The following is an 11,484-nucleotide window of genomic DNA, read 5'->3' on the forward strand; positions in this document are numbered from 1 at the left end:
TCGGTTACACCTGGCCGACGTCGAAGCCTTCCTCGACGTCCCGGCGGGAGTAGGAGCGGAACGAGATGTGGGTGTCGGTCTGCCGCACGCCGGGCACCTTGCTCACCCCGCCGGCGATCACCTCGGCCAGGTCCTCGTGCTGGCGCACCCGGACCACCGCGATCAGGTCCACGTCGCCGGCGCAGGAGTAGACCTCGGCCACGCCGTCCAGGTCGGCGATCGCCTGCGCCGCCTCGGGAATCCGGTCGGCGGCGGTGTGGATCATGACGAACGCGGTGATCACGGCGGCTCCTTCGCGGGCGCGGGTGTGTCCGATCTTAGGACGACTTGTCCGCGCGGGTCCGCGCCACGCTCTTGGCGAGCCACGGCCGCCAGCGGCCGGCGCCCCGGGCCGGCTCCGCCCACGGCGTGGCGGCCAGGACCAGGCGGGTGCCCGGCCGGTCCACCCAGCGCAGCAGCGCGGACACCTCCTCCTCGGGCGCGCCGAACAGCGGGCCGGGACCGGTCCGCGCCGTCTCCGCGCCGGCCAGCAGCGCCTCCACCACGGGCATCGGCGGCACGCCGCGCCGGGCCACCCCGGCCGAGGCCAGCCGGCCGTGCCGGATCACGGCGAACTCCCAGCCGCCCGCCCCGTCCGGGTGCGCGGCGGTCAGCTCGGGCAGCGCGGCCAGTGCGGTGAGCCGCTGCGCCCGGTCCAGCGCGCCGATCAGGTCGGCCAGCCGGTCTCGGCGCACGGCGGCCGCCTCGAACCGCTCGTCGGTCGCCAGCCGGCCCACCTCCTCGGCCAGCGTGTCCAGCGGCCCGTCCGACCGGCCGGCGAACAGCCCGGCCACCGCCTCGGCCAGCGGCGCGTAGTCCGCCACGCTCTGCCGCCCGGTGCACGGCGCGCCGCACCGGCCCAGCTCGGCCAGCACGCAGGCGCTGCCCTTCGGGGCGCGGGCCGAGATGCGCTGGGTGCACCGGCGGATCGGCACCGCGTCCTGCAGCGCGTCCACCGCCGCCACGGCCAGCGCCCGGGCCCGGAACGGCCCCAGCGCGCCGTCCCTCGGCCGGTTGACCACGGACAGCCGGGGGAAGGGCTCGTCGGTGAGCGCCACCCACCAGGCGTGGTTGGGCGTGCGGGAGCGCCGGTTGTACCTCGGCCGGTGCGCGCCGATCAGGCGCAGCTCGCGCACCCTCGCCTCGAGCGCGTGCGCGCACTCCACCGCGTCCACCCGGACGGCCTGGGCGACCATGTCCCGCACCCGGCGCCGCCGCTCGGCGGCGGTGAAGTAGGAGCGCACTCGTTTGCGCAGGTCACCGCTGGTTCCCACGTAGAGCACCTCCTCCCGGGCGCCGCGGAACAGGTACACCCCCGGCGCGTTCGGCAGGTGCTCGGCCAGCTTCCGGTTGCGCCGCTGGGCATCGGTGGGCCGGGTGCCGGCGGCGCTCGCGGCCAGCGCGAGCAGCTCCTCCAGGCTGTGCACGCCCAGGTTGCCGACCCGTTCCAGCAGGGCGTGCAGCACCTCGACGGTGGCCCGGGCGTCGTCCAGCGCGCGGTGCGTCGGCCGGGTCGTGGTGCCGAACAGCTCGGCCAGCGCACTCAGCCGGACCGTGGGCGTCTCCCCGGCGGGCAGCACCGCCCGGGCCAGCCGCGCGGTGCACAGCACGGCCGGCCGGGGCCACGCCAGGTCGTGCCGGGCGCAGGCGGCGCGCAGGAAACCGGTGTCGAACGGGGCGTTGTGCGCCACCAGTACCGCGCCCGCGCAGAACTCCAGGAGGCTGGGGAGCACGGCGCCGATGCGCGGCGCACCGGTGACCATCGCCCGGGTGATGCCGGTGAGCGCGACCACCGAGGGCGCGATCCCGGTGCCCGGGTCGACCAGCGTGGACAGCTCGCCGAGCCGCTCGCCGCCCCGCACCTTCACCGCGCCCACCTCGGTGATGGCGTCGGTGCCCGCGCTGCCCCCGGTGGTCTCCAGGTCCACCACGACGAACGTCACCTCGCGCAGCGGGATGCCGAGCTCGTCGAATGACAACTGTGGCATTCACCGGACGGTAGGACCTGACCCCGACGTTTCCGGTCGTGCGCGACTAACCTAGTTAGATGGGTGAGCAGGCATGGAACGCGTTGCCGGATCCGGTGCGCGCCCGTCTGGCCGAGCTCGCCTCGGCGGCCCTGGTCGAGCTGCCGACCGGGGACGTGCCGCCGTCGCTGCGCCGGCTGGCCCACTTCACCCCGAGCAAGCGGGCCCGGGTCGGCGCGCGGCAGCTGGTCGGCGAGCTGCGCGACTCGCCGGCCTTCCGGGGCGCCGTGCTCGCCTGGTGGATGAACCACCGGCCGGAGGAGCTCGCCAGCCCGGGCGCGGACCCGGTCGGCGTGGCCGCCGGAGCGCTGCTGGCGGACGAACCGGACGTCGACGAGCGGTTGAAAATGATCGCCGAGCGGGTCGATCTCGGCGCGTTGCGGGCGGAGCGGGACGCCGCGCTGGCCCGGGTGGAGAAGCTCGGCGGCGAGCTGGAGCGGCTGCGGGCCGAGCTGGCGGACGCCAGGGCCGGCGCGCGGGACCAGCACACCGAGCGGGACCAGGAGCTGGCCAAGCTGCGCCAGCGGTTCCGGCAACAGGGCACGGAGCTGCGCGCCGCCCGGGACGAGGCGGCGTCGGTGCGCGCCGAGCTGGCCGAGCTGCGCCGGACCGGCGCCGAGCAGCTGGCCTCGGCGTTGGCCGAGCGGGACCGCGCGCGGGACAAGGCGGCCGCCGACCGTGCGCAGGCCGAGCGGGCCAGGGACCAGGCCAGCGGCGCCCGCCAGGCCGCCCGCGAGGCCCGCCGCTCGGACGAGGTGCGGCTGGCCCTGCTGGTGGAGACGCTGGACGGGGCGCTGACCGGGCTGCGCCGGGAGCTGGCGCTGGACACCACCGGCGCCCGCCCGGCCGACCTGGTGGCGGGTTCGGCGGCGCCCCGGCCGGGACCGTCCTGGGTGCCGGACGCGGCGGTGCTGGACCGGCTGCTCGGGCTGCCCATGGCCCACCTGATCGTGGACGGCTACAACGTGAGCAAGTCCGCCTACCCCGACCTGCCCCTGTTCGACCAGCGCTCCCGGCTGGTCGGCGCGCTCGGCGTGCTCGCCGCGCGGACCGGTGCGGAGGTCACCGTGGTGTTCGACGGCGCCTCGGTGGCGGCCGGGACCGGGCGGCAGCCACGCGGGGTGCGGGTGCTCTTCTCCGATCCCGGTGTGCTGGCCGACGACGTGATCAGGGACCTGGTCCGCGCCGAGCCACAGGGCCGGCCGCTGGTGGTGGCCAGCTCGGACCGCGCGGTCGCCGAATCGGTCCGCCGGGCGGGGGCCTACCCGCTGGCGGCGGCGGTGTTGCTGCGCCTGCTCAGCCGGGGCTGAACACCCTTCACGGCTGGCTGAAACGACCTCGGTTCCGGGCCTGTGAGCTGGTGAAACCCGAAACTGTCGGGGTGTCGCCCTAGCGTCTGCCGTGTCGCTGACCAGTTCATCGAAGGGACTCTGTGATGATCGTCGACTGTGACCGGTGCGAGGTGCGCGGCAACGCCTGCCAGGACTGTGTGGTGGGTGTGTTGCTCGGCATCCCCGAGGTGCCCGGTGCCGGTTCGGCCGGCGCCAACCTGCCGTCCGGCGCTCGAAGCTTGCAGTTCGACGCACCGGAGTGCCGGGCGCTGAGTGTTCTTGCCGACCAGGGACTGGTGCCGAGGTTGCGCCTGGTGCCCAGCCAGCCGCGCCGAGCGTCACCCAACCCGAGGATCGGAGACGGATTCAGTAACGCTGGGTAGAGCAGATAGCTGAATAGTGCGTCCGCCGTTCACCCCAAGTGACGACTGGGGTCCGGTGGCTGCCGCGCCACGCCGGCTGAGTGCCCTTCTGGACGTGGCACGCGGCGCTCCGTAATCTCCCCGAGACCTCAGTGGGCCGTTTGCCATTCGCTCCCCGATTGGCACCGTGAGGTCGCCGCCGTCAGTGGTTTGCGCGAGTCGAGCCAGATCCCCAGCTGGTTCCCGCCTCCCCGGCTTCGCGCGCCGCCAGCGGTGGTTTCAGGGAAGGAGACCGGCGTCGTGGCGCCCAGCGGAAACCTGCGCTCCTTTGTTGGCGCACTCTCCGCGACCGCATTAGCCCTGGCCGCAAGCGCGCTCTTCGCCAGCCCGGCCGCCGCCGACCCGGCCCCGGCGCCGCCCAAGCCGGACGCCCGTGCGCAGTTGGCGGACGCCCAGCACGACGCCGAGCAGCTCACCGAGCAGTGGCACGAGGCCAAGGACAACCTGGACGCCAAGCGCGACGAGGCCACCCGGGCCAAGGCGGCCGTGGTGCCGGCCCGCCAGGCGGCCAGCCGGGCCGAGGCGGCGGAGGAGAAGTTCCGGGGCCAGCTGGACCAGGTGGTCGCCCGGGCGGCCGAGGGCGGGCGTCTGGACGAGCTGAACGCGCTCGTGCTCAGCGACTCGCCGAGCGACTTCCTCGACCAGATGACCACGCTGGAGATGTACAGCGCCGACCAGAAGTCCGTTCTGGACCAGGCCCAGCGGCTGGTGGCCGACGCGCGCAAGGCTCGCGCGAATGCCGACCAGGCGGTCGCGGTGGCCGCCAAGGCGACCGACGAGGCCCGCCAGGCGGTGGAGGACATCGGCAAGCGCAAGAAGGAGGCCGACGCGCGGATCGCCCAGGCGGAGCGGCTGCTCGGCCGGTTGTCCCCATCCGAGCGCGCGGACCGCACCAAGTCGATCGGCGACCCGGTGGGTGTGGTGCTCGGCGGCGGCAAGGGTGCGCTCGCGCTGAAGGCGGCGATGTCCCGGATCGGCGGCCCGTACGTGTGGGGCGCCGAGGGGCAGCGCAGCTTCGACTGTTCCGGCCTCGTCTTCTGGGCCTTCCAGAAGGTCGGCATCACCATGCCGAGGTCCAGTTCCGCGCAGGCCCAGGTGGGCCGGCCGGTGTCCAGGAGCCAGCTGCAGCCCGGTGACCTGGTCTTCTTCTACCACCCAGTCAGCCACGTCGGGTTCTATGCCGGTGACGGCAAGGTGCTGAACGCGGTGCAGACCGGCGACACCGTCCGGTACACCGAGCTGTCCAAGATGAAGAGCTATGCCGGCGCTCGCCGACTGTAAGCGAGCATCCCACGGCTGAAAGACCAATCCGCTCCCCGCGGCGGGCGGCGGCCGGTGTCCCGACTCACCGGCCGCCGCCGCACCTCTGGACCGAGCGGCCACTGAGCCACGTCCACCTGCTCGGCGCGTCCGGCGCCGTGCTGGTGTTGATCGCCAGCCTGATCGTCGCGGTGTTCGGCGCCGGGATGCCCACCGGCCCGCACGTGATCGACCGGACGGTGGCGCCCTCCGAGGAGGCCAAGGCCGGCGTCACCGACCTGCTGCGCCGGCGGGCCGAGGCCATCCGCGCCCGCGACCGGGCCGGGTTCGCCGCCACCCTGGACCCGAAGGCCGCGCCCGAGTTCCGGGATGCGCAGCTCGCGCTGTTCGCCAACCTGGCCGCGGTGCCCCTGGCCAGCTGGGAGTACCTCTTCGATGCCGCCGACCCCTCGGACGTTCCCCGGTCCCAGGTGGACCGTTCGGCCGACGAGGTGTGGGCGCCCCGCACCGAGCTGCGTTACGCCCTGGCCGGCGCCGACCTCGAGGTGACGGGCCGGCCGGCCGGCTACCTCTACCTGCGGCGGGGCGACTCCTGGTACCTGGCCTCGGACACCGCGCTGGACGAGGTCGGCCGGCCGACCTGGCGGGGGGTCTGGGACTTCGGCCCCTGCCACGTGGCGCGGGCGGAACACGGCCTGGTGATCGGCCACCCCGCGTCGGCCCCGCTGATCGACCTGCTGGCCAAGGAGCTGGACGGCAGCGTCGCCGCCGTCACCGCCGTGTGGGGTCCCGGGTGGCCGGGGCGGGTGGCCGTGCTGGTCCCCGGCGGCCCGGCCGAGCTGCGCGCGCTGCTGGGTCCGCGCGACCCGGCCGACTCGATCGCCGCGATCACCCTGGCCGACCGGGTGGACCGGGCGGCCGGCAAGGCGTGGGGGCAACGCGTGGTGATCAACCCCGGGCAGTCGGTGCAGCTCGGGCCGACCGCGGTGCGCGTTGTGCTGCGCCACGAGATCACCCACGTGGCGGCGCAGGTGGCCACGGACGACCGGGCGCCGCTGTGGCTCAAGGAAGGCTTCGCCGAGTACGTCGGGTACCTGGACAGCGGGCTGGCCATCGCCGAGGCGGCCCCGGCGCTGCTCGAGCAGGCCCGCCGGGAGCAGCTGCCCGACTACCCGCCGCCGGACGGGGCGTTCCGAGGCCCCGGACTGATGCTCGCCTACCAGCAGTCCTGGAGCCTGATGCGGCTCGTCGGCGAGCGGGTCGGCCCGAAGGGCGTGGTCGGGTTGTACCGGAGCCTGGCCGCCGAACCCGGCGCGACCGCGCAGCCCCGGCTGGACCAGACGCTGCGCGCCACCCTGGGCAAGGACCTGGACGACCTGATGGACGACTGGCACGACGAGCTGGCGGACGAGGTCGAGTGAGCTAGCGCGGAACGCGCTTGCCGAGCGTGCGCCCAGTTTGGCGCGCGCGGGGCCCGCTAGCCTGGTCCGCGATGCCGACCTTGCTGGTTACCAACGACTTCCCGCCCCGGGCGGGCGGTATTCAGGCCTATCTCGCCGAGCTGGCCGGTCGGCTGCCGGCCGGGGAGATCGTGGTCTACGCGCCGGCCTGGCCCGGCGCCGAGGAGCATGACGCCGCGTTGCCGTACCCGGTGCACCGGCACCCCGGCTCGCTCATGCTGCCGGTGCCGCCGGTGGCCCGCCGGGCCGAGGAGCTGGCCCGCCGCTACGGCTGCCGCTCGGTGTGGTTCGGCGCGGCCGCCCCGCTCGCCGTGCTGGCCCCCGGGCTGCGCCGCAGGGCCGGCGTCGAGCGGGTGGTGGCCAGCACGCACGGTCACGAGGTGGGTTGGTCGATGCTTCCGGCGGCCCGCCAGACGCTGCGCCACATCGGCCGGCACGCCGACGTGGTGACCGTGGTCTCCGACTACACCCGGCGCCGGTTCGCCGCCGCGTTCGGCCCGCTGGCCGCGTTGGAACGGCTCCCATCGGGCATCGACACCGACCGGTACCGGCCGGATCCGGCGGCCCGCGCCGAGCTGCGGGCGCGCTACCGGCTCGGCGACCGCCCGGTGGTGGGCTGCGTCTCCCGGCTGGTGCCGCGCAAGGGGCAGGATGCCCTGATCGCCGCGCTGCCCTCGGTGCGGTCCCGGATCCCCGGCGCGGCGTTGCTGCTGGTCGGGCACGGGTCGTACGCCGACCGGCTGCGCCAGCTGGCCGCCCGGCACGGGGTGGCCGAGCACGTGGTGTTCACCGGTCCGGTCCGTTGGGACGAGCTGCCCGCGCACCACGCCGTGGCGGACGTGTTCGCCCTGCCCTGCCGAACCCGGGGCGGCGGGCTGGACGTCGAGGGCCTCGGCATCGTGCTGCTGGAGGCGGCCGCCTGCGGGTTGCCGGTGCTGGCCGGAAGCTCCGGCGGCGCCCCGGAGACGGTGCGCCCGGGGGAGACCGGCGAGGTGGTGGACGGCCGGGACGTGTCAGCACTGGCCGACGCGCTGGCCGGCCTGCTCGCCGACCCGGACCGGGCCGCGGCCATGGGTGCCGCCGGGCGGGCGTGGATGTGCCGCGACTGGCAGTGGTCCACCGCCGCCGACCGCCTAACCACCTTCCTCCACCAGCCTGATTCAGTGCCTTTGGCAGGGTGATTCAGTCAACACCGTTTACCGAACCAGGCTGCTGAAAGCACCGAACCAGGCTGCTGAACGCACTGAATCAGGGGGTGTAGAGGGTGGCGATCTCGGCGGCGTAGGTTTTGGCGACCACGTTGCGCTTGAGTTTCATGGTGGGCGTGAGCTCGCCGCCCGACTCGGTGAAGTCGACCGGGAGCACCTTGAACTTCTTGATCGCCTCGGCGTGCGAGACGGCCAGGTTGGCCTCCTTCACGGCGGCGTCGATCTCCGCGAGCAGGTCCGGGTCGTCGACCAGGTCGGACGGGTCGGCCGGGTCCGACGGGGCGGGCTTGCCGTGCGCCTCCCGCCAGGCCGGCAGCGCCTCCTGGTCCAGGGTGACCAGTGCGGCGATGAACGGCTGGCCGTCCCCGACCACCATGCACTGGCTGATCAGCGGGTGCGCCCGCAGCCGGTCCTCCAGCACGGCGGGGGCGACGTTCTTGCCGCCGGCGGTGACGATCAGCTCCTTCTTCCGGCCGGTGATGCGCAGGAAGCCCGCGTCGTCCAGCTCGCCGAGGTCGCCGGTGTGGAACCAGCCGTCCTCCAGCGCCTCCTCGGTGGCCGCCGGGTTGTTCCAGTACCCCCGGAACACGATGTCGCCGTGCAGCAGGATCTCCCCGTCCTCCGCGATCCGCACCCCGCCGCCGGTGAGCGGCCGGCCGACGGTGCCGACGCGCTGCGCGTCGGGCGTGTTCACCGTGGCCCCGCCGGTGGTCTCGGTCAGCCCGTAGCCCTCGTACACCGGCAGCCCGGCGCCCCGGAAGAAGTGGCCCAGCCGCTCGCCCAGCGGCGCCCCGCCCGACACGGCCGCCACGCACCGGCCGCCCAGCGCGGCGCGCAGCCTGGCGTACACCAGCCGGTCGAACAGCGCGTGCCGCAACCGCAGCCCGACACCGGGGGAGGGCTGGGCCCGGCTCCACGCCTCGGCGGTTTCCGCCGCCGCGTCGAAGATCCTGCCCTTGCCCGAGGCGTGCGCCTTCTGGCGCGCGGCGTTGAACACCTTCTCGAACACCCTGGGCACGGACAGCACGAAGCTGGGCTGGAACTCGGCCAGGTCGGCGAGCAGGTTCGAGGTGTCCGAGACGTGTCCGACGGTGGTGCGGGTGTAGATCCCGCCGCACTGGATGACCTTGGCCAGCACGTGGGCCAGCGGCAGGAAGAGCAGGAGCGAGTTGTCCGAGGTGAGTAGTTGGGGGAAGCCCAGCTGGGCCGATTTCAGCTCGGTCAGCAGGTTGCGGTGGGTCAGCTCGCAACCCTTCGGCCGGCCGGTGGTGCCGGAGGTGTAGATCAGCGTGGACAGGTCGTCGGCGCGCACCTCGGCGCGGCGCCGGGCCACTTCGTCCGCCGGTACGGCGGCGCCCAGCTCGACCAGGTGGTCCACGGCGGCCGGCCGGTCGGCCGGGTCGGTCGGCTCGATCTGCCAGACGTGCCGCAGGGCGGGCAACTGGTCGCGCAGCGCGGCCACCTCACCGTGGTGCTGGTCGGACTCCACCAGGGCGGCGGTGGCGCCCGAGTCGGCCAGGATCCAGTGGACCTGCTCGGTGGACGAGGTCTGGTAGATCGGCACGGTGGTCGCGCCGACCGCCGCGATGGCGTAGTCGACCAGCGTCCACTCGTAGCGGGTGCGGGACAGGATGGCCACCCGGTCGCCCCTGGCCACCTCGGCGGCGATCAGGCCCCGGGCCACCGAGGTGACCTGCTCGGCGAACTCGGCCGCGGTCACGTCCACCCAGCGGCCGTCCACCTTGCGCCGGAAGCTGACCGTGTCCGGGTAATTCTCGGCGTTGTGGAACACCGTGTCGGACAGGCTCTCCTCGTCCCCCACCCGTTCGACCGCCGGAACCAGGTACTCCCGCATCGGCTCATCTCCTATCCGACCGTCCCCTTCGCACACCGTATATCGGCTACCCGGCGGTAGGTAGGTGTCGGTGATCGCGGCCCGCGCACTGGATGCGGTGGCGCCGACTAACCTCCGGAGGCATGTACGGAGTCGTGCGGGCGCCCGGGGGTGCCCGGTGAGCAGCGTGGACGTGGTGGACGAGACCTTCCTCACCGTGCCGCCGGCCCGGCTGGCCAGCGAGTTCGCCGACCCGTCCAGTTGGACGCGGTACTGGCCGGACCTGCGCCTGACGGTGGTCACCGACCGGGGGGAGCGGGGCATCCGCTGGACCGTCGGCGGGGCGCTGGTGGGCAGCATGGAGGTCTGGCTGGAAGAGGTGCTGGACGGCACCGTGCTGCACTACTACCTGCGCGCCGACCCGGTCGACCGGGAGGGCCGGCCGAAGCCGCTGCCGTGGCGCAAGGCGGGCGCCGAGATCGCCCGCCGCCAGCGCGCCGCCAAGTCCATCGCGCTCGGCCTCAAGGACCGGCTCGAGCGCGGCCGGCCCCCGGGCGAGCCACCCCAGATCCCGCTGGCCCTGCCGACCAACGGCCGCTGAGCCGCCGATGCGGGTCCACGTGGTCTCCGACGTTCACGGCAACGCCGAGGCGTTGGCCAGGGCGGGGGATGGGGCGGACGCCCTGATGGTGCTCGGCGATCTGATCGACTTCGTGGACTACGCGGACCACTCCGGGGGCATCCTCGGCCGGGTGTTCGGGCCGGAGGCGGTCGGCCAGTTCGCCCGGATCCGTGCCGAGGGCCGGCCCGGTGAGCTGCGCGACTTCACCGGTTCCCTCTGGCAGCGGCTGGCCGACCCCAGGGCCACCCTGGAGGACGCGGTCCGGGAGCAGTACGGGCGGCTGTTCGCCGCCCTGCCGGCGCCGGCCTACCTCACCCCGGGGAACGTGGACCTGCCGCACCTGTGGCCGGAGTTCGCCGCGCCCGGCGTGCACATGCTGGACGGCCAGGTGGCGGAGCTGGACGGGCTGCGTTTCGGCTTCGTCGGCGGCCTTCCGCTGCCGCCGGCGCTGGAGCGGATCGAACCGGCCCGGCGCGGGCCGTGGCGCCCGTACGTGCGCCCGTGGCGGGAGTACGCCGACGCCTGCGCCGCGCTGGGCGCGGTCGACGTGCTGTGCAGCCACGTGCCGCCCAGGGTGCCCGAGTTGACCTACGACGTGGTCACCCGGCGGGCCGAGATCGGCAGCGACGCGCTGCTCGAGGTCATCGAGCGGCACCGGCCGAGGGCGGCGCTGTTCGGGCACGTGCACCAGCCGATGGTGCCGCGAGCCCGGGTGCGGCGGACCGAGTGCGTCAACGTCGGCCACTTCCGGCGCACGGAGCGAGCCTTTGTGCTGACCTGGTAGTCGGGCGGTCCGGAGCGCGCCGGTAGCCTCTGCGGCCATGGCCGACTCGACCACGCAGTCCATCACCATCGATGCCGAGCCGGAACGGATCATGGCGGTGATCGCCGACTTTCCCGCCTATCCGGAGTGGGCCAACGCGGTGCGTACCGCCGAGGTCGTCGACCCGGGAGCCGGCGAGCGGGCGGCCGAGGTGCGGTTCGGCCTCGACGCCGGCGTGTTCAAGGACACCTATACGCTGGCCTACGATTGGGCGCAGGATGGGCTGTCGGTCCGCTGGCACCTCACCAAGGGGCAGGTGCAGAAGGCGCAACAGGGCTCCTACGTGCTGGAACCGGCCGGTGCCGGCACCAAGGTGACCTACTCGCTGAGCGTGGAGCTGACCATCCCCATGATCGGGATGCTCCGCCGGAAGGCCGAGAAGATCATCATCGATACGGCGCTGCGCGAGCTGAAGCGCCGCGTCGAAGGCTGAAATCCGACCGATGTGCGGAACGGGG

The 11,484-nt window shown here is 74.1% G+C and carries 11 protein-coding genes; 8 read left to right on the forward strand and 3 right to left on the reverse strand.

Going from position 1 to position 11,484, the window contains the following annotated elements:
• Positions 1-4 precede the first annotated feature (4 nt).
• Both ABEB12_RS30090 and ABEB12_RS30095 read right to left on the reverse strand, forming a co-directional pair.
• A complete protein-coding gene (locus ABEB12_RS30090) occupies positions 5-283 on the reverse strand; it encodes an Lrp/AsnC ligand binding domain-containing protein (RefSeq protein ID WP_185065297.1) in 279 nt (92 codons plus the stop codon).
• 34 nt (positions 284-317) lie between these two features.
• Entirely contained in the window at positions 318-2,027 is a 1,710-nt protein-coding gene (locus tag ABEB12_RS30095; RefSeq protein WP_185065298.1) for a DEDD exonuclease domain-containing protein, read from the reverse strand.
• Between the two features lie 59 nt (positions 2,028-2,086).
• Here ABEB12_RS30095 and ABEB12_RS30100 point away from each other — a divergent pair, with 59 nt between their 5' ends.
• The 5 genes from ABEB12_RS30100 to ABEB12_RS30120 all read left to right on the forward strand — a co-directional run bounded on the left by ABEB12_RS30100 (position 2,087) and on the right by ABEB12_RS30120 (position 7,720).
• A complete protein-coding gene (locus tag ABEB12_RS30100; protein WP_185065299.1) occupies positions 2,087-3,376 on the forward strand; it encodes an NYN domain-containing protein in 1,290 nt (429 codons plus the stop codon).
• A gap of 125 nt (positions 3,377-3,501) precedes the next feature.
• Positions 3,502-3,780 (forward strand): hypothetical protein, encoded by a 279-nt coding sequence (locus ABEB12_RS30105; RefSeq protein ID WP_185065300.1) that lies wholly within the window; start codon positions 3,502-3,504, stop codon positions 3,778-3,780.
• A 279-nt stretch (positions 3,781-4,059) separates the two neighbouring features.
• Positions 4,060-5,100 (forward strand): NlpC/P60 family protein, encoded by a 1,041-nt coding sequence (locus tag ABEB12_RS30110; RefSeq protein WP_185065301.1) that lies wholly within the window; start codon positions 4,060-4,062, stop codon positions 5,098-5,100.
• A 137-nt stretch (positions 5,101-5,237) separates the two neighbouring features.
• A complete protein-coding gene (locus ABEB12_RS30115; RefSeq protein WP_185065302.1) occupies positions 5,238-6,500 on the forward strand; it encodes a hypothetical protein in 1,263 nt (420 codons plus the stop codon).
• 71 nt (positions 6,501-6,571) lie between these two features.
• The gene (locus tag ABEB12_RS30120; protein WP_185065303.1) at positions 6,572-7,720 is read left to right on the forward strand and encodes a glycosyltransferase; all 1,149 of its coding nucleotides are present in this window, start codon (positions 6,572-6,574) and stop codon (positions 7,718-7,720) included.
• Positions 7,721-7,787: 67 nt separating this feature from the next.
• Here the strand turns inward: ABEB12_RS30120 and ABEB12_RS30125 are convergent, their stop codons facing one another.
• Positions 7,788-9,602 (reverse strand): AMP-binding protein, encoded by a 1,815-nt coding sequence (locus tag ABEB12_RS30125; RefSeq protein WP_185065304.1) that lies wholly within the window; start codon positions 9,600-9,602, stop codon positions 7,788-7,790.
• 157 nt (positions 9,603-9,759) lie between these two features.
• Between ABEB12_RS30125 and ABEB12_RS30130 the strand changes: the two genes are divergently transcribed.
• From ABEB12_RS30130 to ABEB12_RS30140, 3 genes are read left to right on the forward strand one after another with little or no spacing between them, the layout of a single operon-like run.
• The gene (locus ABEB12_RS30130; RefSeq protein ID WP_185065305.1) at positions 9,760-10,182 is read left to right on the forward strand and encodes a polyketide cyclase / dehydrase and lipid transport; all 423 of its coding nucleotides are present in this window, start codon (positions 9,760-9,762) and stop codon (positions 10,180-10,182) included.
• Positions 10,183-10,189: 7 nt separating this feature from the next.
• A complete protein-coding gene (locus ABEB12_RS30135; RefSeq protein ID WP_185065306.1) occupies positions 10,190-10,987 on the forward strand; it encodes a metallophosphoesterase in 798 nt (265 codons plus the stop codon).
• Positions 10,988-11,024: 37 nt separating this feature from the next.
• Positions 11,025-11,459, forward strand: a complete 435-nt coding sequence (locus ABEB12_RS30140; protein WP_185065307.1) for an SRPBCC family protein — start codon at positions 11,025-11,027, stop codon at positions 11,457-11,459.
• The last annotated feature ends 25 nt before the right edge of the window (positions 11,460-11,484 follow it).

The organism is Actinospineispora eucalypti, assembly GCF_039543365.1.
Classification (GTDB): Bacteria; Actinomycetota; Actinomycetes; order Mycobacteriales; family Pseudonocardiaceae; genus Pseudonocardia; species Pseudonocardia eucalypti.

Excerpts from the sequence above, each read along its gene's own strand:
- ABEB12_RS30095 (WP_185065298.1), bottom strand. The coding sequence starts at position 2,027 with ATGCCACAGTTGTCATTCGACGAGCTCGGCATCCCGCTGCGCGAGGTG.
- ABEB12_RS30100 (WP_185065299.1), top strand. The coding sequence starts at position 2,087 with ATGGGTGAGCAGGCATGGAACGCGTTGCCGGATCCGGTGCGCGCCCGT.
- ABEB12_RS30105 (WP_185065300.1), top strand. The coding sequence starts at position 3,502 with ATGATCGTCGACTGTGACCGGTGCGAGGTGCGCGGCAACGCCTGCCAG.
- ABEB12_RS30120 (WP_185065303.1), top strand. The coding sequence starts at position 6,572 with ATGCCGACCTTGCTGGTTACCAACGACTTCCCGCCCCGGGCGGGCGGT.
- ABEB12_RS30125 (WP_185065304.1), bottom strand. The coding sequence starts at position 9,602 with ATGCGGGAGTACCTGGTTCCGGCGGTCGAACGGGTGGGGGACGAGGAG.
- ABEB12_RS30135 (WP_185065306.1), top strand. The coding sequence starts at position 10,190 with ATGCGGGTCCACGTGGTCTCCGACGTTCACGGCAACGCCGAGGCGTTG.
- ABEB12_RS30140 (WP_185065307.1), top strand. The coding sequence starts at position 11,025 with ATGGCCGACTCGACCACGCAGTCCATCACCATCGATGCCGAGCCGGAA.